This is a genomic window from Neptuniibacter sp. 2_MG-2023 (genome assembly GCF_030547495.1).
GTDB lineage: Bacteria > Pseudomonadota > Gammaproteobacteria > Pseudomonadales > Balneatricaceae > Neptuniibacter.
This window is the reverse complement of record NZ_JAUOQC010000003.1, coordinates 217,047-235,696: the sequence shown is the minus strand read 5'-3', so window position 1 is coordinate 235,696 and position 18,650 is coordinate 217,047. Positions and strand designations below refer to the sequence as shown.

The 18,650-nt window shown below is 42.0% G+C and carries 18 protein-coding genes; 14 read left to right on the top strand and 4 right to left on the bottom strand.

Going from position 1 to position 18,650, the window contains the following annotated elements; genetic code table 11:
- Window positions 1–137 precede the first annotated feature (137 nt).
- From sucC to Q4486_RS04925, 5 genes are all read left to right on the top strand, one after another.
- On the top strand, window positions 138–1,304 hold the full coding sequence (gene sucC, locus Q4486_RS04945) for an ADP-forming succinate--CoA ligase subunit beta (RefSeq protein WP_303417167.1): 1,167 nt from the start codon (window positions 138–140) through the stop codon (window positions 1,302–1,304).
- The gene (sucD, locus tag Q4486_RS04940; RefSeq protein WP_067867012.1) at window positions 1,304–2,176 is read left to right on the top strand and encodes a succinate--CoA ligase subunit alpha; all 873 of its coding nucleotides are present in this window, start codon (window positions 1,304–1,306) and stop codon (window positions 2,174–2,176) included. Before sucC ends, sucD begins: the two co-directional genes overlap by 1 nt.
- 135 nt (window positions 2,177–2,311) lie before the next feature.
- Window positions 2,312–2,944 (top strand): hypothetical protein, encoded by a 633-nt coding sequence (locus Q4486_RS04935; protein WP_303417163.1) that lies wholly within the window; start codon window positions 2,312–2,314, stop codon window positions 2,942–2,944.
- 140 nt (window positions 2,945–3,084) lie between these two features.
- Complete coding sequence (locus Q4486_RS04930; protein ID WP_303518565.1) at window positions 3,085–4,548, top strand: diguanylate cyclase; 1,464 nt, start codon at window positions 3,085–3,087, stop codon at window positions 4,546–4,548.
- Window positions 4,549–4,618: 70 nt separating this feature from the next.
- Window positions 4,619–5,836, top strand: a complete 1,218-nt coding sequence (locus Q4486_RS04925) for an EAL domain-containing protein (protein ID WP_303417159.1) — start codon at window positions 4,619–4,621, stop codon at window positions 5,834–5,836.
- Window position 5,837: 1 nt separating this feature from the next.
- Here Q4486_RS04925 and Q4486_RS04920 read toward each other — a convergent pair whose 3' ends face one another.
- The 3 genes from Q4486_RS04920 to purM are packed head-to-tail and all read right to left on the bottom strand — an operon-like array spanning window position 5,838 to window position 8,281.
- Window positions 5,838–6,551 carry a DUF3108 domain-containing protein gene (locus Q4486_RS04920; RefSeq protein WP_303518563.1) on the bottom strand — a complete coding sequence of 238 codons (714 nt, stop codon included), beginning with the start codon at window positions 6,549–6,551 and terminating at the stop codon, window positions 5,838–5,840.
- A gap of 12 nt (window positions 6,552–6,563) precedes the next feature.
- Window positions 6,564–7,214 (bottom strand): phosphoribosylglycinamide formyltransferase, encoded by a 651-nt coding sequence (gene purN / locus Q4486_RS04915; protein WP_303518562.1) that lies wholly within the window; start codon window positions 7,212–7,214, stop codon window positions 6,564–6,566.
- An 8-nt stretch (window positions 7,215–7,222) separates the two neighbouring features.
- Window positions 7,223–8,281, bottom strand: a complete 1,059-nt coding sequence (gene purM, locus Q4486_RS04910) for a phosphoribosylformylglycinamidine cyclo-ligase (protein ID WP_303518561.1) — start codon at window positions 8,279–8,281, stop codon at window positions 7,223–7,225.
- A 195-nt stretch (window positions 8,282–8,476) separates the two neighbouring features.
- Between purM and Q4486_RS04905 the strand changes: the two genes are divergently transcribed.
- The 7 genes from Q4486_RS04905 to tcdA all read left to right on the top strand — a co-directional run bounded on the left by Q4486_RS04905 (window position 8,477) and on the right by tcdA (window position 13,777).
- A complete protein-coding gene (locus Q4486_RS04905) occupies window positions 8,477–9,535 on the top strand; it encodes a DUF2066 domain-containing protein (RefSeq protein WP_303518560.1) in 1,059 nt (352 codons plus the stop codon).
- A gap of 19 nt (window positions 9,536–9,554) precedes the next feature.
- On the top strand, window positions 9,555–10,655 hold the full coding sequence (locus Q4486_RS04900; protein WP_303417149.1) for an AI-2E family transporter: 1,101 nt from the start codon (window positions 9,555–9,557) through the stop codon (window positions 10,653–10,655).
- Window positions 10,645–11,349 carry a DnaA regulatory inactivator Hda gene (hda, locus tag Q4486_RS04895; RefSeq protein WP_303417147.1) on the top strand — a complete coding sequence of 235 codons (705 nt, stop codon included), beginning with the start codon at window positions 10,645–10,647 and terminating at the stop codon, window positions 11,347–11,349. Before Q4486_RS04900 ends, hda begins: the two co-directional genes overlap by 11 nt.
- 159 nt (window positions 11,350–11,508) lie before the next feature.
- Entirely contained in the window at window positions 11,509–11,877 is a 369-nt protein-coding gene (locus tag Q4486_RS04890) for a hypothetical protein (RefSeq protein WP_303417145.1), read from the top strand.
- A gap of 120 nt (window positions 11,878–11,997) precedes the next feature.
- The gene (locus Q4486_RS04885; protein WP_303417143.1) at window positions 11,998–12,687 is read left to right on the top strand and encodes a TIGR01621 family pseudouridine synthase; all 690 of its coding nucleotides are present in this window, start codon (window positions 11,998–12,000) and stop codon (window positions 12,685–12,687) included.
- Window positions 12,688–12,692: 5 nt separating this feature from the next.
- Window positions 12,693–12,911, top strand: coding sequence for a hypothetical protein (locus tag Q4486_RS04880; protein ID WP_303417141.1), 219 nt, complete (start codon window positions 12,693–12,695; stop codon window positions 12,909–12,911).
- Between the two features lie 56 nt (window positions 12,912–12,967).
- Window positions 12,968–13,777: a tRNA cyclic N6-threonylcarbamoyladenosine(37) synthase TcdA gene (gene tcdA / locus Q4486_RS04875; protein ID WP_303518559.1), complete on the top strand. Its 810-nt coding sequence runs from the start codon at window positions 12,968–12,970 to the stop codon at window positions 13,775–13,777.
- A 99-nt stretch (window positions 13,778–13,876) separates the two neighbouring features.
- Here the strand turns inward: tcdA and Q4486_RS04870 are convergent, their stop codons facing one another.
- Window positions 13,877–14,746, bottom strand: a complete 870-nt coding sequence (locus tag Q4486_RS04870; protein WP_303417137.1) for a prephenate dehydratase — start codon at window positions 14,744–14,746, stop codon at window positions 13,877–13,879.
- A 222-nt stretch (window positions 14,747–14,968) separates the two neighbouring features.
- On the opposite strand from Q4486_RS04870, the gene Q4486_RS04865 reads away from it, so the two are divergent.
- Together Q4486_RS04865 and Q4486_RS04860 are read left to right on the top strand one after the other, a co-directional pair.
- On the top strand, window positions 14,969–17,059 hold the full coding sequence (locus Q4486_RS04865) for an ATP-binding protein (RefSeq protein ID WP_303518558.1): 2,091 nt from the start codon (window positions 14,969–14,971) through the stop codon (window positions 17,057–17,059).
- Between the two features lie 15 nt (window positions 17,060–17,074).
- Window positions 17,075–18,460 carry a sigma-54 dependent transcriptional regulator gene (locus Q4486_RS04860; protein WP_303417133.1) on the top strand — a complete coding sequence of 462 codons (1,386 nt, stop codon included), beginning with the start codon at window positions 17,075–17,077 and terminating at the stop codon, window positions 18,458–18,460.
- The last annotated feature ends 190 nt before the right edge of the window (window positions 18,461–18,650 follow it).

The following is an 18,650-nucleotide window of genomic DNA, read 5'->3' as shown; positions in this document are numbered from 1 at the left end:
TTTTGACTCGGCTAGCTGCAACGGCGCAGCTAGCTGTTTAGCAATACTTGTTGTTGAACCCAACAGGGCTGTTACGAAAGCGTATTTAGACTTTCGATACAGAAAAATCATATAGTGACAACACAACGGATTAGAGCATGAATCTTCATGAGTACCAGGGCAAACAGCTGTTTGCCGAATATGGTCTGCCGGTTTCTAAAGGAATCGCGGTAGATACTCCGGAAGCTGCTGCGGCAGCGGCTGAGAAAATTGGCGGTGATAAGTGGGTTGTTAAAACGCAGGTTCACGCAGGTGGCCGCGGTAAGGCTGGCGGCGTAAAGTTGGTTGATTCTCCTGCTGAAGCAGCTGAATTCGCAGCTAACTGGCTTGGTAAAAACCTTGTAACTTATCAGACTGACGCTAATGGTCAGCCGGTAGCAAAAATTTTGGTTGAAGACTGTACTGATATCGCTAATGAGCTTTATCTTGGCGCAGTAGTTGATCGTTCTTCTCGTCGTATTATTTTCATGGCATCTACTGAAGGTGGCGTTGAAATTGAGAAGGTTGCTGAAGAAACTCCTGAGAAAATCCTGAAAGCTGAAATTGATCCTTTGACGGGTGCTCAGCCATATCAGGGTCGTGAACTAGCATTTAAATTGGGCCTACAAGGTGACCAGATTAAACAGTTCGTTCATATTTTCCTTGGTCTAGCAAAAATGTTCGAAGAGAAAGATCTTGCATTACTGGAGATCAACCCTCTTGTTATTACTGATGCAGGTAACCTGCACTGCCTAGACGCTAAAGTAGCGATTGATGGTAATGCTGTATACCGTCATAAAGACCTTCAGGCGATGCATGATCCATCTCAAGAAGATGAGCGTGAAGCGCATGCTGCTGAGTGGGATCTGAACTACGTTGCTCTAGATGGCACTATTGGCTGCATGGTTAACGGTGCAGGCCTAGCAATGGGTACGATGGATATCGTTGCATTGCACGGAGGCTTCCCAGCTAACTTCCTTGATGTTGGCGGCGGTGCGACTAAAGAACGTGTTACTGAAGCGTTCAAATTAATCCTAGCTGATGACAAAGTTAAAACAGTATTAGTTAACATCTTTGGTGGTATCGTACGTTGCGATCTAATTGCTGAAGGTATTATTGGTGCAGTTAAAGAAGTTGGGGTAAACGTACCGGTTGTTGTACGTCTGGAAGGTAACAATGCTGAACTAGGTTCTAAGCTATTAGCTGAATCTGGTCTTGATATCATCGCAGCTACTAGCTTGACTGACGCAGCACAGCAGGCAGTAAACGCAGCGGAGGGTAAATAATGTCCGTTTTGATTAATAAAGACACCAAAGTAATCTGTCAGGGTTTCACTGGTGGTCAGGGTACCTTCCACTCTGAACAAGCAATTGCCTATGGCACTAAAATGGTTGGCGGTGTTACACCAGGTAAAGGTGGTTCTACTCACCTAGGTCTACCTGTATTTAACACGGTTGCTGAAGCTGTTGCTGAAACAGGCGCAGAAGCGTCTGTTATCTATGTTCCTGCTCCTTTTTGTAAGGATTCTATCCTTGAAGCAGCGAATAGTGGAATTAAGCTGATCGTTTGTATCACTGAGCATATTCCTGTTATGGATATGCTTCAGTGTAAAGTTAAATGTGACGAGCTAGGCGTGCGCCTAATCGGCCCTAACTGCCCAGGTGTTATTACGCCAGGCGAATGTAAAATTGGTATTATGCCAGGTCACATTCACTTACCGGGTAAAGTTGGTATCGTTTCTCGTTCAGGTACGTTGACTTACGAAGCTGTGAAGCAGACTACAGATGCTGGCTTTGGCCAGTCTACCTGTGTAGGTATTGGTGGTGACCCAATTCCAGGTTCTAACTTCATCGATATTTTGGAAATGTTCCAGAATGATCCACAGACTGAAGCGATTGTTATGATCGGTGAAATCGGTGGTACAGCTGAAGAAGAAGCGGCTGCTTATATCAAAGCAAATGTAACTAAGCCTGTTGTATCTTACATTGCTGGTGTTACTGCACCTGCAGGTAAGCGTATGGGTCATGCCGGTGCGATTATCTCTGGCGGTAAAGGTACTGCTGATGAGAAGTTTGCAGCCCTTGAAGATGCAGGTGTTAAGACTGTACGTTCTTTGGCTCAAATCGGTGATGCTTTGAAAGAACTTACAGGCTGGTAAGCTACCTCCTGTTAAGAAAAAGGCAGCTTCGGCTGCCTTTTTTTGTTTTAGTTTCTTGCTGTTTAGTTTGACGACTGGATAATTCAGCAACTATTGTGATGTTAACCGTAATTTGACGATTGTTGATTAATTCTTATGAATAAAACTATTGTATTAGGTGGTGTAGCTGCGGCGGCTGTTCTTGTTGCTGCGGGGGTTGGTTTTTATTGTTATATGCTTAAAACTGAGTTGTCAGAGTACAAAAAGCTTGGTGATCTGGCGTCTATGCAGCAATTCAGTCAAGAGAACTATGATTTAACAAAAGAAAATAAAACATTACAGGGTTCGATTGATAAGATCCAAAAGGGGTTTCTTAACTATCGAAAAAACGAGTTACTTGAGGCAGAACGTCGTACAGAAAGACGTGTTGAAACGGCTATTGCTTCTTTTACGCCTATTTCAGGACCTTATGTGTTCACGGCTATCGCTGCGTTAGAGCAGCGAGAATTATGTGCGCATACTCAGCAGTTGGTTCAGTTAGAAGCTGAACTTTTTGAAACTTCAGATCCTGCTGTTGTGATGCAGCAGGATAAAGTTTGCTCTGTTCGTTTAGAGCGAAAATTAATTCCTTTGTTTAAATATCAAATGCTTAGGGTTCGGGCTGGGATGACTGGATCACTGGAGCATTTAAGAATTGATGCAGAAAAGAAATTTGTTAGTGCGCGAGAGCTATTATCTAAGTGGCAAATCCCAGTCGAAAAAGAGTTAGATTCCTACACTAAATTTTAACTGTTTGTATCTTCAGGAGTCTAAGGAGGAAGATTATTTATAGTCTTATACTGAGAGTTTGATTTCTTTGGTCTGTTTATTGCTTTAATTCGTAATCGAGCTGTTTTGAAAAAAATAGTGATATCAAAAGGACTGATCTTATGGCGCATGCAGCTTTGAGCAGACCCTATAAAGGGAAAAGCGTTATAACTATTGTTATATGCTTCTTTTTGGTGCTTGACTGCACTGCTTTGGGCATAAATTTCTTCATTACTCAGCAAGTTGAAGATGATGCATTAGCCATAAATATAGCTGGCAGACAGAGGATGTTGTCGCAGCGAATGACGAAAGTTTTGCTTTTAATGTCTGATGATCAGATGAGTTCAGTTACCTATAAAAAAGAGTTGGAGTATGTCTATAAATTATTCCTCTCTACATTGGTTGTTTTTGAAGAGGGTGGCGATGCTGTTGGCGGTTTAGGTAATAGTAAAAAATTTCCAGGTTTGTCAGACCCTATTGCTCTGCAGTTTGTGTCTGAAACCCGTGGGTTGATTGAAGCCTTAGGTTTGCATATAGAAAGGCTGCTTGAGAATCCTGAAGATCAAGTCGCTTTTAATAGCGCATTAGAGATCAGTAAAAACAGTAATTTAAAAATGCTTGGTCTCATGAATGCCTTAACTTTTCGAATTGAGCAGATGGCGGCAGAGAAGACAACAAGCCTGCGCTGGGTTCAGGCATTTGCTTTTGTGTTAGCGTTATTGAATTTTGCGATCATTGTTAGGCTCTATAACAAACGCTCGGAAGAGACTGAAATGTTAATGCAAAGCTTCATGCATTTAGTCAATAGTGCTGCAGCTTGTTTGATTGTCTTTAATGAAAAAGGTGAAGTTCAGTTTGCCAATGCTATGAGCTTAGAAAAGTTTGGTTATTCAAAAAAGGACTTTTTGAAGCTGACCGAGACTAAGCTTTTTAGAGTCGAGAATGATGAAACCTTTGCTGTAACTGCAACGGGTGAGGCTATAAAAATTGAATTATTAAAACGTAGCTTTGTCTTAAATGGAAAGCAGTTTTTGATAACGACGATCAATGATATTAGCCACCATATGGAGGTTCAGGAGCATTTATCTTATCTTGCCAGTCATGATCTTCTTACGGGGCTTGGTAATAGACGAGGCTTGTTAGATAGATTGGAACTCGAGGTGGCTCGAGCTGAGCGATATGAAGGTAAGTTAGGGATTTTCTTTATTGATCTTGATAAGTTTAAGCCAGTAAATGACCTGTTTGGGCATGGGGTTGGTGATATTCTTTTAAAGAAATTTTCTAATCGATTAAAAAATGCTGTTAGGAAATCAGATTTTGTTGCTCGTTATGGTGGGGATGAATTTGTAGTTTTAATGATAGATGTAAAAGATGATGAGGCTTTTGAAAGTTGTCGTAAGGCGATAGGCGATGTTTTTCAAAGACCTTTTGATTGGGAGGGAGAAGAGATCTTTTTGGATTGTAGTGTGGGTGTATCAACTTATCCTGCAGATTCTAAAGATAGTTACGATCTTCTATTGCTTGCTGATCAACGTATGTATGAATCTAAAAAAAATAAACGCAAAGGTAGTTCAGTATCTTCGTGAATTTAAATTATTGATTTGGAATTAAGTATTCCAAATTGGTTTAGAGTTAAGTAAGGGTAGAGTTTTATATATGAGCGTTACAGTTTTTCCTTATTTTCAGCCCATTATTGAAACGGCTACAGGACGTATAGCCGGTTATGAAGCTTTAGCGCGTATGAAGGATTCAGCGGGTAATGTGGTTTCAGCCGGCGGGCTCTTTTCGGATCACACTATTGATGTTAAAGAACGTATTGTGTTGGATCGAGATGTTCGATTAAAAGCGTTAAAGCAACTTGAAGCGCTTCCCGACGATACCTTTTTGAGCATTAATATTTCTCCTGAGTGGTTACAGTATTTAGAGTCATTAGAGAATTTACCGACTCTTGAAATGATTAAATCACTTGCAGCAGATAGTTCCAAAGTTGTTATAGAGATTACAGAGTTAGATGGTGATCTTGATGTGATTGAGCGTTTAGTGGATCGCTATCGTGAACAAGGGTTTAGAGTTGCTATAGATGATTTTGGTACAGGCTTCTCTCAGCTTGATCGAATCGCGCTGTTGAAACCCGATATTATTAAACTTGATATGACGCTTATAAAGAGCGGTGCTGAAGATGATCGTAGGTCATCTATGATACAGATGTTGGGTGAATTAGCGTCTAAACTTGGTAGTAAAGTACTGTGTGAAGGCGTGGAAACGGAAGATGAGTATTACTTAGCATTGAGTTGTAATGCGGTTTACGTTCAAGGCTTTTTGTTTTCAGCTGCCACTGAGAAAATGGAAGCGCCGGATAGTACTGTCGTAAAGGTGAGAAACTTATTAAGCCATTACCGTGATCGTGCTATAGAGGCAACCTCACGTAGTCATTGGCGAGCGGATAAAATAAAAGCGGAGTTATTGTCCCTTCGTGAGGTGCTAAGAGCCGCAAATGATGATGGGGATTTAGAGCATTTTGTTGCTGCAGACCACCTATTACGTTTCTATCTTTGTGATCGGTTAGGTAATCAGATCTCACCAAACTATGAAAATAGTGATAAAGGTTGGATCAAGGATAATAGCCATAATGGATATAATTGGAGTTGGCGGCCATACTTTTTTGAGTTGTTAGGCTCTGCTGACACACAAAGTCGTTTGGTTTTTTCTGAACCTTATCAAGATATCCATACGGGACTTAGAGCGCAAACGGCTGTTTTATTTCTAGATAATTCTAGGATTCTATTGGCAGATTTGAGGGATGAGCAGCGGGAATCCGACCTGTTTAGCCGCTTTAGTGCAATGCCTGCAGGCTGGATTCCTGAAATAGATTAACTTAGAATGTTAGCTCTTTCAGTAATAGAGTATAAGCTTTATCTTTTTTCTCTATCTGTTTGAGCTTAATTATTTGATAGTTGAGTTCTGGGGCAAACCAGATATAGGTTTGCCTTGGGCTGTTCTCTTCACGAACACGTTTTACTCTAATAGTTTCATAGACGCCTATAGGAGCTTCAATTACCTCTTGGCCATCTACTTGGAATTTATACTCTTTTAAAATACCGCCATCGGCAACTTGATAGATAAAACTGGTTTCCCCTTTAGCTAGCTCCTGCTGGAGTAGCATTTGGTAACTTATTTTATCTTGTACGCCGGGGGTCACATCCATCTGCCAAGGTTTATCGTCTACTTCATTAGTAACGCGATTGTTTTCCCAGTCAAAGCTGATTTCTGCGTTACGTTTTTTGCCAAAAACGCTGCGCTTAAATGTGTAATGAAGAGGTGAGAGTGCTTTGTCGTTCCATTGGAAGTGGCTTTTTTCGAATATGCTGGCAAACATAGAGTTAGCTTTAGATTCGAACGTCCAGCTATCATCGGGTGACTTTTTTAGTTGGCGAATTGTGTCGCCACTCACTGAAATAGGGCCATCCCAATCTAATTCATAGGATGCTGTAAAGGGTGTAAATACAGATACGTCAGCATGAAGAGGGGTTGTTAAGAAGAAAAGAGAGGCTAAAGGTATAAGTGGCGTCCTCAATAAAATTCTAAACATAATTATATCCTCTTAATCTAATGGAGCCACTTGATAGCCTTGCGATGGCAGGGTGTTACCATCCATAAGTATCCCGTTTTGAGTCCAGATTAACTTATTAGTACAGTATAACTCAACGGCAAGTGGGTATATTACATGCTCAATAGCATGTACTTTTTGCTGTAAGCTCTCTTCATTATCATCCATAGTGACACTGACTTTACCCTGAACAGCAAGGGGTCCCCCATCAAGCTCTTCAGTCACAAAATGTACAGTGCAGCCGTGTTCTTTGTCACCCGCTTCAATCGCACGCTTATGTGTATGTAGGCCTTTATATTTAGGGAGTAAGGATGGGTGGATATTAAGCATCCGTCCTTGATAATGACGAACAAACTCCGGTGTCAGAATCCGCATGAAACCAGCAAGTACAATAAGGTCAGGTTGATACTGATCTATCTCTTTAATCATCGCTTGATCAAAGCTGAGGCGATCTTCAAAGTCAGTATGTTTTAACGTGATTGCTGGAATATTAGCATTTTGGGCGCGCTGCAAGCCAAAAGCCTCGGCTTTATTGCTAAGAACAGCTTCGATACGGCCATTGATCTGGCCTGTATCGATAGCGTCCATTATAGCTTGCAGATTCGAACCACTACCTGAAATCAGGACAACGATTCTTTTGGTCATAGGCTGGATTAAACTCCCATGCCTGCAAGTTCAACCTGTTCTTCGCCGTTGTTTGCTTCAGCAATAGAACCGATTACCCAAGCCTCTTCATTGGCATCAGCCAGAATAGAAAGGGCTTCTTCTTGTTTTTCAGCAGGTACACAGATCACCATGCCTACGCCGCAGTTAAATGTACGGTACATTTCAGTTGTTGCTACATTTCCTTGTTCTTGCAACCATGTGAAAACAGGAGGCAAAGTCCAAGACTGCGTATTAATTACCGCTTTGGCGTTAGCCGGAAGTACGCGTGGGATATTCTCAAGTAAACCGCCGCCAGTAATGTGAGATAGCGCATTAACTTGTGACTCTTTAATGAGCTTAAGCAGAGACTTAACATAGATCCGCGTTGGTGCCATTAAAGCATCAGCCAGAGGTTTGCCATCTAATTCAGCAGTTAATTCAGTGCCGCTTACTTCTAAGATTTTACGAATCAAAGAGTAACCGTTTGAATGGGGACCTGAAGAGGCTAAACCGATCAGTACGTCACCGACTTTAACTTGGCTACCATCTATAATGTCATCTTCTTCTACTACGCCTGTACAGAATCCGGCTAAGTCGTAATCTTCGCCTTCGTACATGCCTGGCATTTCTGCTGTTTCACCGCCGACTAAAGCGGCTCCGGCAAGCTCGCAACCTTTGCCTATGCCTGTTACAACATCTGCTGCAGTATCAACGTTAAGTTTACCCGTCGCGTAATAATCTAAGAAAAGTAGAGGTTCTGCGCCGGCTACAATCAAGTCGTTGACACACATAGCGACTAAATCGATACCAATAGTGTCGTGTTTACCTAAATCCATAGCTAAACGTAGTTTAGTACCGACACCGTCAGTACCTGAAACAAGTACAGGTTTACGATAGCCTTCAGGGATACGACATAGTGCGCCGAAACCACCTAAGCCTCCCATTACTTCTGGGCGGGCGGTGCTTTTTGCTACGCCTTTAATACGATCAACGAGGGCATTGCCAGCGTCGATATCGACACCCGCATCTTTATAGCTCAGTGAGCTGCTATCAGAACCGGTAGACATGGATCAGTTAACCTTTCATGTACAAGGGAAAATATGGAAGAAAATTATTGCGCGTATTCTACCGTTTCTTGGGATTTAATACACTCATATCCTGATGCAAAATTAACAAAATGTCATAAGAAACCATCTAAAAAGCATTATCAGCTTGTGGTACAGTTACGCCATCTTCCTGTTTGCAAACTTTGAGGCAGCTTAATGGACGTCTTGCGGACTTATTGCATCACCTTACTTGTATTTGTTTTTGCTGTTGTTACTCCCGTTGCTCATGCTGGCACTATGAGTAACCTTTACAGCGTTGAACTACCCGTGAACGCTGAAACGCAGGCGCCGACTGATGCACAAATTACTGAAGGCCTGAAACAGGTTCTGGTAAAAGTATCAGGTAAACGGTCATTGAATACGCATCCTGTTATTCGTCAGCAATTGCAGACGCCATCGACTTTTTTACAGCAGTTTAGTTTTACGAGTCGAATCATTGCGGGGCAAAATGTTACAAGACTTCTTCTTGATTATAACAGTGCTGCCGTTGATCACTTGATTACTCAAACTGGAGTGAAGCCATTAGGTATTCAGCGTCCGACCTTGTTGGTGTGGTTAGTCTCTGATCAACAGGGTTATCAAGACTTCGTTTCTGCTGATAGTGTTGAGATTAATTTATTAAATTCAACTGCTCGCGCTCGTGGCCTTCCTATTCAACTGCCTTTGTTAGATTTGCAGGATCAGACGGCAATACAGGTGAGTGATGTGTGGGGGTTATTTGAAGATGCAGTACAAGCCTCCTCAATACGCTATCGTCCTGATGCTGTGATTGCTGCGAGGCTGCAAAAATCAAATTCGGGCGTGATTCAGTTAGAAGCTATCTTTTTAAAGGATGGGAAGGTTGAGCGGCTTTCCTATTCAGGTAACGCAGAATCGGTCTTGACTCAAATGGTAGATACTATATCCGATCAGTTGTTTAATCCCGTTGTTAGCCATGATTTGAGCTATTTTCAATCAGGGGTTGCTGTTAAGGTGAGTAATATCAATAGCTTAAGTAATTATGTGCAGATGACTGATTTCTTAAAATCCCTTCCGGTCGTACGTACACTAAAGCCTGAAAGGGTGATGGGTGGTGACGTTGTTTTGAGATTGGAGCTAGATGGAAGTGAGCAGCAGCTGCAGCAAGCAATCGGCGTTGAACCTCGTATTCAAGCGATGGATCAGCAATTAGACCTTAATGGCTTCAAAATATTGAGCTACCGTTGGCAAGGTTAAAACAAATAGGTATAGGGATATGACGGAATCACAACGCTGGTTTTTTTTAATAATAGCTTTAGTACTATCAGGTGTGATCTATCTGTTAGCACCGATCCTTTCACCTTTTTTGATCGGGGCTTTACTGGCATATCTATCTGACCCTATTGCCGACCGTCTTGAAGCTTCTGGTTTATCAAGAACGGTTTCAGTGGTTATTGTTTTTATTGCTATGACCGCATTAGTGGCACTGTTGTTTCTTATCTTTATTCCAAAAATTGGTTATCAGATTCAAACCTTATTAGAACGGGTTCCTCAAGCGATAGTTTTGTTTGAAGAGCAGGTTTTTCCTTGGATTCTGAGTACTTTTAGCCTTGAAGCTTCTGTTTTTGATTTTGCCCATCTTAAAAAACTTTTAGTGGGTGATCTGCAAAAAACGAGCGATATTATGGCGCAATTAGTAGGTGGTATAACAAAGTCCGGCCTAGCTATTGTTGCATGGGTCGCGAATCTCGTTTTGATTCCTGTAGTGACATTTTATCTGTTACGTGATTGGGATGTTATGGTTGATAAAATCAAGCATCTATTGCCGCGTAATCTAGAGCCAAAAGTCTCTCTATGGGCATCTGAATGCGATGAGGTGTTGGGTGCTTTTATGAAAGGGCAGCTATTAGTCATGTTGGCGCTAGGTATTGTTTATGCGTCAGGTTTATGGATAGTAGGGCTTGATCTAGCGCTCTTGGTTGGTATGATCGCAGGCCTTGCGAGTATAGTTCCCTATATGGGATTTATTATTGGTATTGCTGTAGCCAGTGTTGCGGCTTTTATGCAGTTCCAAGATCCTATGGTGCTGGCTTTTGTGGGTGTGGTGTTTATTGTTGGTCAACTATTAGAGGGGATGTTATTAACACCACTTCTGGTTGGTGATCGTATAGGATTGCACCCAGTCGCTGTTATTTTTGCTATTATGGCCGGCGGCCAGCTTTTTGGTTTTGTCGGGATTTTATTGGCACTACCTGTTGCAGCTGTAATTATGGTGTTACTGCGTCACCTAAATGAAGGGTATAAGAGTAGTGCTTTATACGCGCATGACTCTTCGAGTGATATTGAACAATCTGAATCGTTAACAAATGACAACTAACCATCCATTTCAAATCCCATTATCCGTTGGGTTGCGTGACGATGCTCGTTTTGAGAATTTTTATTCTCAAGGTAACGAATTAATATGCGCCAGCTTAAAAGCCGCAGCTCATGCCGAGGGTGAACAGTTCATCTATATTTGGGGTGGGGAGGGTGTTGGTTGTACGCATTTACTGCAAGCGGTTTGTCATGAAGCTGATCCTGCGGGCACAACTGCTGCTTATCTGCCTCTGGATGAGCTAAAACATATGGGTGGCGGTATTCTTGATGGTATGGAATATCTTGATCTTGTTTGCTTAGATAGTATCGATGTAGTGGTAGGTGACAAGCAGTGGGAAGAGGCGTTGTTCCATTTCTTCAATCGTATTCGTGAACAAGGCAATATATTAATTATTGCCGCAAGTTCTGCACCGCGATATTTAGGAATTAACTTACCCGATTTAGCGTCTCGTCTAAGTTGGGGGGTCGTTTTTCAGGTTCAGGCTTTAGATGATGTCACTAAGCTTAAAGCAATTCAGATGCGGGCTACTGCACGCGGACTTGAGTTCTCTGAAGATGTTGCTCGCTACCTCCTTCATCGCGCAAGTCGTAATATGAATGATTTAACGTCGTTACTTGATACCTTAGATCAAGCCTCTTTGAGTGCTAAACGTAAGGTGACTATTCCTTTTATTAAAGAAGTAACAGGGTTGTAAGCAGTCTTTTAGAGCAGACTGCGATTAGTAATTTCCTCCCTCTTTATGCTCTAGTTATCCCTATTTCTTTTCTGGTTTTTCATAAAACTGTCATTATTATCTGTGAAGCTCTTCTATGTAGAGCTCTAATTTCATTGGGGCGCTTTTCTTGGAGGCTATATGGCGAAGAATCATCTTTCTGAAAAATTGCAGAAAAAGATAGACAAAGAAAAGGTGTTGGTTAAAGAGAACAACGTTCGCTTTACGGTGACGCACCTGAGTCCTAAAGGAAAAGTACTGGGCCGTGAATGGTATAAAGGTTTTGCGGCTGTGACGGATAAGCGTTTAGTGTTGGTCTCAAATAGTGTTAAGTTTCTCAATCTAAAAGGCGGTGATGATCGTTTCTCTACTGCAAAGTTTATTGAAGATAATGTTGCATGTTTAGAAGTCGAGTATTTTAAAGAGGTTGGCAGTCATCGTTGCGTAGAATTTCATATATATACAGATAAAGTCGATAAGTTTTTAAAGCAGATCGAGAAATTATCTTAGGTTGTATCTAGGCAGGGTGTCTTCCTGCCTATATTTACCCTACTTCCTCAAGTAAACAGCTCCCTTCCTTGATAAATATAATCAACTCCCGCATTATTCCGCTTTTTTATGGGGCTTTGCGTGTATCAGATCATTGATCAAACAGACGATCTTCTTGTGATTAACAAATCTCAGGGGGTTAGTGTCCATAAAGACCAGAATGACACTGGTTTAACTATGCAGTTAAAAGATGATCTTAAATTAGATGAACTTTATCTCATACATCGATTAGATAAAGTCACATCAGGCCTTTTGCTCTTTGCGAAACAGGCGAAAGCTGCGGCGGCACTCTCTGCGCTATTCCGGGAGCGTAAAGTCACTAAGTACTATCTTGCAATATCTGCAAAAAAGCCTCGCCGAAAGCAAGGTGCTATCATTGGCGATATGGTCAAGGCGAGACGGGGCAGCTGGAAGCTTTTGTTGAGCAAAGAAAACCCCGCGATTACTCAGTTCTTTAGTACTTCACTAGCTCCGGGGTTTCGTCTGTTTATCATAAAACCATATACAGGAAAGACCCACCAAATTCGTGTAGCTTTAAAAAGTGAAGGTTCACCAATATTAGGTGATCAGCTTTATGCGGGTTTGCAATCTGATCGGGTTTACCTGCATGCTTTTAGTTTGAGTTTTAGCTACGACAATCAACAGTATAATTACTCCTGCTTGCCTAACGAAGGGGAGCTGTTTGGCAGTGATTTTAAACGAGTGGTTAGTGATTTTTTCGAGCACCCAGATCGATTAAAATGGCCAAAAATAACGATTAATAAAAGGTAATAATGATGAGTGGTAATGAGCGTATTGAACGTGATTTTAACCTTCGCGATGAAGATGAGAAAAAGGCCTTCCTTGAGGAAACTTGGTGTGATAACTGCCAAGAGGTCAATCTTGGAATGAAAAATCCAATAGAGTATGAGCAAAACGATATTATCTTTATTGAAGGTAAATGTTGTAAATGTGGAAATATTATTCTGACTGAGATAACAGAAGAAGAGTTTTAAGTTAATTAAGTGTTTGAACTGCGTTTTTAGGTTTAGCACAGGTTGGGGAAAGATTGTTGTCCAGCGATTTTGAAAATAGATTTGGTGGTACGCGTCGCTTATACGGTACTGATGTTGTTGATATGTATAGTCGTGCGCATATCTGCGTTATTGGTGTTGGTGGAGTCGGCTCCTGGGTTGCTGAAGCGCTTGCACGCACTGCGGTTGGGAAGATAACACTAATCGATTTAGATGATATCTGTATTACTAATGTTAATCGCCAGATTCATGCATTAGATGGCAATATTGGTCGTTCTAAAGTTGAAGCTATGGCTGAGCGGATTAAACTGATTAATCCTGCATGTTATGTGAATGAGGTTGATGATTTTATTACCCTTGAAAATATTCCCGAGTTGATTACTAGTGATTTCGACTATGTGATCGATGCCATTGATAGCGTGAAAGAAAAAGCCGCTTTAATCTCCCATTGTGGCTACCGAAAGATCCCTATTATTACTGTAGGCGGAGCGGGTGGACAAACAGATCCGACGAGAATTGAGATCTGTGACCTATCCAAAACCAGCCATGACCCACTTGCCGCTAAAGTACGTTCATTATTACGTAGGAACTATCAGTTTAGTAAAAGCGGTAGACGCTTTTCGGTGGACTGCGTGTATTCGACTGAGCAGCTAGTATATCCTCAGCCTGACGGTTCCGTTTGTGCACAAAAAAGTATTACGGATGGAAATACCCGTTTAGATTGTTCGGGCGGTTTTGGCGCATCAACCTGTGTGACAGCCAGCTTCGGCTTTGCGGCAGTTGCTAGAGTGTTGGATAAAATGAAAAAGCGTTGGGAGAGGGAGCAAGCTCGCTTGCATGATGTGTAATGTGAAGGGGGGATGAGTTAAAGCGTAGCCCATATTAGATAAGTGGGTTACGCTGTTTTAGATTTCTTGAGCGCTAATTATATGCTTCAGGAATATAGGTTACTCAATAATCTGATCATCACGCAGACGGAAAGGGTGCCAAGGGTAAGTTCCCATTATGCGTACCTCCTTAGCAAAGAAATCTAACTCTTGAAGAGCATATTTCATAGACTCTTGGTAGGGATGCCCTTCAACGTCAAGGTGAAAACTGGTGGCCGTCATCGTATCTGATGCCATATAGCTTTCAAGTTTCAACATATTAACGCCGTTAGTTGAAAAACCTCCTAGTGCTTTATAAAGGGCGGCAGGGATGTTTCTGACGGTAAACATGATTGAGGTCATGAAGCGCACATCTGGTTTTAACTCAGGCATATGACTATCGCGTGCCAAAATCATAAAACGTGTAGTGTTGCCTGATTTATCCTGAAAATTATCCCGTAGAATATTAAGGTCGTAAAGTTCTGCGGCAAGGCTAGATGCGATGGCAGCTAGACCTTTGTTATTCGGATTTACACTGAGGTCAGCAGCGGCCCCTGCCGTATCAAGGCTGGCAATCGGTTCAATGCCAAGCTCGGCGATATTGCCGTAACACTGTGCGAGTGCTTGGGGGTGAGAGGATACCGATGTAATTTCGCTTATTTTGCTGCCTTTAGGCGCAAGCAAGCAGTGATTGACCGGTTCGAAATGCTCACCAACAATGTGAAGTTTCGTTTGTGGCATTAAGCGATAGATCTCTTCTACTCGCCCCGCAGTAGAGTTCTCTAATGGGATCATTGCAAATCGCGCTTTTCCGCTATCCACCATAAACATCGCATCAGCAAAGGTATGGCATGCTTTTGCTTCTAGCTCTGGGTAAGCTTTACGACAGGATAAGTGGGAATAGGCGCCTGGGACACCTTGGTAAGCGATTATTGCTGGGAGATCGGTCATAGTATTTAATCTATCAATGTAAAACGAGGTGCGTATTATTACACAGAGATAAACTCTCTGTTACTGTTCAAATGAGTTTAATTACGTGTTTCTGTTCCTTTGGGTAGGTAAATAGCACAACCTTATGATCGCTTTTAATCTATTATGCCCTTTTGTTTTAAATCTATTGGCTAAATCACAGTTAATTGGTGATGACTGTTTATCCTGATGAGTACCTCTTTAATGATACATCGTTTACTGATGGCGCTAATTTTTCTGGTTTTTACTTTATTGTTCACTTGGCAAGTGGTTAATGTGACTCGTGATTGGACATTGCAGCGTTTACATGACCAAGGCTCTGCTGAGTTGCTTAAGGTGATTACCGAGCTTCGAGTCGCTTTGGGCGAGTATCGTTACTTACCCTTTCTTATTTCACAAAATGTGAGTGTTAAAGAGCTACTGGCTTTCTCTAAATCAGAAAAAAGCGCTGAAGTGAGTTTATACCTTGAGCAAACGAACCTTGTTGCAGGTTCCTCCTCTCTTTTTTTATTAAACACTGAAGGTAGGGCACTGGCTTATAGTCATTGGCGAGATGAAGAGGATTTTTTTCAGCGCTCCCATAACAATCAAACGTATTTTCAACAGGCGAAAGGTGGCCATCGGGGCAGACAATTTAGTTTGAATGTAGATACAAAGCGACCCGCCTATTTTTTGTCTTCTCCTATCTATGAAGGCACTCGTTTTATTGGCGCAGCAGTCGTCCGGATTGAGCTGCAAAACTTAGTGCAAAAGCTTCGTTCGGTTGAAACTGTGCTTATTACAGATAATAAAGGAACCTTGTTTTTCTCTACGGGCTCTTTTCAGCGTTTTGAGAACCTCCAAGCTCAAGCGCGTATATATCCACATGAATTAAGCAATGGTGTTACTACCACTTTGTGGGAGAAAGAAAAACGCCATTGGCTTGCGCGCTCTGTCGCACTTGATGACTTAGCTTGGGAGGTGACGGTTTTAAATGATACCGATGTGGTTAATAAAAATGTTCGTAATGCCACATTGTTCTCATTTGGTGGCTGTATCGCTTTTGGTTTGCTTATGCTGTTGTTTAGAGAGCGGCAGTTAAAGCTACGATCTCAGAATGAAACACGTCAAGCATTAGCGCGAAATGAAGCGCAGCAGAAAGCGATTATCAATCATGCTCAAGTTGGCTTACTGTTAATCGATAGTCAGGGGCTAATACGTTTTGCAAATAAAATGGCGTTACAGCAGTTTGCGGTAATGATGAAGATGATTCTCAACCGTCCCATTGCGGAGATGGTGGTAGCTGACGGTGGTCCTTTAGTTAATCGGCTTCTGACTAATTTAGATTGGGATGGTTTTTCGCCATTGATTGGTTACGAATCGGTAGGCGTTAGAGGGGACGGTACTGAATTCCCCTTAATGATCTCTGTCCGAAAAATGTTGCCAGAACAGTCTCCCTCTCTACGTGACCTAGCGCTTGAAAAAGATGAAGCAAAGCGATTTTTGGTAACGGTTATCGATATATCCCGCCGTAAAAGCTTAGAAATGGAGCTTAAACGGGCGAATAATTCGTTAGAAACTAAGGTTGAAGAGCGAACAAAGGCCTTAAGCGAAGCGCAAAATGAATTGATTCAGGCCGGAAAAATGGCTGCCTTAGGGCGCATGTCCACGGCGGTTGTTCATGAACTTAACCAGCCTTTAACTGCGATTCGGAATTATGTGGCGATCTGTAAACAGCTGTTGAACCAGCCTGAGATGCTAACTGAGAATCTATCTGAGATTGATCTGCTAACACAGCATATGGCTCAAATTACCTCTCAATTAAAAACTTATGCTTATAAAAAGCCTGAGGATAAACAACCGGTATCTGTTCAGATGGTGGTTGAGCATTCATTGTTACTGTTTAAGCAACGTATTGTCGATGAGCAGGTTGAATTAACGACGCAACTGCCGGGAAATACATTATACGTATTGGGCGACAATGCTCGTTTAGAGCAAGTGATAGTTAATCTGGTTAATAATGCTTTAGATGCGATGGGTACAAGCGCTGAGCGAAAGTTGAGAATCGAGGTGACCTATGGCGATAAGGTCATTATTTCGATCAGTGATTCGGGCATGGGTATTGCTGCGGATCTATTGGATAGTTTATTTGATCCATTTGTAACGTCTAAAAAGATTGGTGATGGATTAGGTCTAGGGCTAGCTATTGTGAAATCTATTATTCGTGATCTAGAGGGTGATATAGAAGTAGGGGAGAGCCCGCTAGGTGGGGCCTCTTTTACGGTGAAATTACCTCTTTTCTCGGAGGATCATTAAAAGGTTATGGGCGAAATGAGTGTAAACGAAAATAACTTCAGAGGTACCGTTCTTCTTGTTGATGATGAAGCAATGGTACGCAAGTCAACGGAAAAGTGGCTAACCATGGCTGGCTTTGAGGTGATTGGCTGCGATAGTGGCGCTGAAGCACTTAAACATATTTCTGAATCTTTCCGAGGGATTGTCGTTAGTGATGTGAAAATGCCCGAGATGAGCGGTTTAGAGTTTATGGCATTAGCATTGACTGAGGTGCCAGGTCTTCCTGTCGTGTTGGTGACCGGGCATGGGGATGTAGATATGGCGATCTCGGCCATGCGGAAAGGGGCTTATGATTTTATCGAAAAGCCCTTTAACCCAGAACGATTAGTGGAAACGATTCAGCGCGCCTGTGAAAAGCGTCGCCTCATGTTAGATAATCTTCGTTTGCAGCAGCATTTAGCAAGCTCAACAGGCATAGATAAACGATTGATCGGAATATCACCTGTTATACAGCGTTTAAAGCAAGAGATTATTACCTTAGCTGATTTAGATACCAATGTGATTATTTATGGAGAAACCGGTACGGGAAAGGAGCTTGTAGCCCAGTCATTGCATGAGTTTAGTACCCGAAATAAAGCGCATTTCGTTCCTATTAATTGTGGTGCTATCCCTGAAGCATTAATAGAGAGTGAGTTGTTTGGCCATGAAGCGGGTGCGTTTACTGGGGCGAGTAAGCGCCGTATTGGTAAATTTGAATATGCGAGTGGTGGTACGCTGTTTCTTGATGAGATTGAGAGTATGCCTTTGCATCTGCAAATTAAGTTATTGCGAGCATTGCAGGAGGGAGTGATTGAAAGGCTAGGTGGTAATGCACCTATAGCGGTGGATCTGCGAGTGATTGCTGCAGCAAAAACGGATCTGAGAGTGGATGATAACTTCCGCGAAGATCTATTTTACCGTCTTAATGTCACCCAATTACATATACCACCCCTGCGGGATCGTTTGGAAGATGCACCTTTGCTGTTTGAGCATTATTTGAGGATGACAGCGCAAAGCCATGAGTGTGAGCCGCGTATATTGCCAGAGCAAGATATAAGAGCACTGCATAGCTATCAATGGCCTGGTAATGTGCGAGAACTTAAAAATGTGGCGATGAGATACGCATTGGATAAGCGGGTGTCTGTATCCGCTATATTGTTTCCAGATGATCAGCCTATGCAGCTAAACGAGTTAAGTGGGGATATCTCTCAGCCATTAGCGATTCAGGTCGCAGCTTTTGAAGCCGAAGTGATTAAACGCTCGTTGGCTGAGCATGAGGGTAATATTAAAGCTGTAATGGATATGCTTGATCTGCCGCGTCGTACGTTGAATCAGAAGATGGCTAAATATGGTCTTCATCGCTCCGACTTTACCCCAGATTGATTTTTACTATCTGATTTATAAGGTTATTTTAAATAGGCGATTTTTTGCTTATTGTGCGTAGTTATCCTCTTATTTGATGTGACTTCCATACTTTTGAATTTCTTCCACTTTTACCGACAGCCCCAAGTCAGTGGCTATGCGCCTATTTTTATATGCTTCTACTTGTTTTGCTCTTAGCTTTTATCGTCTT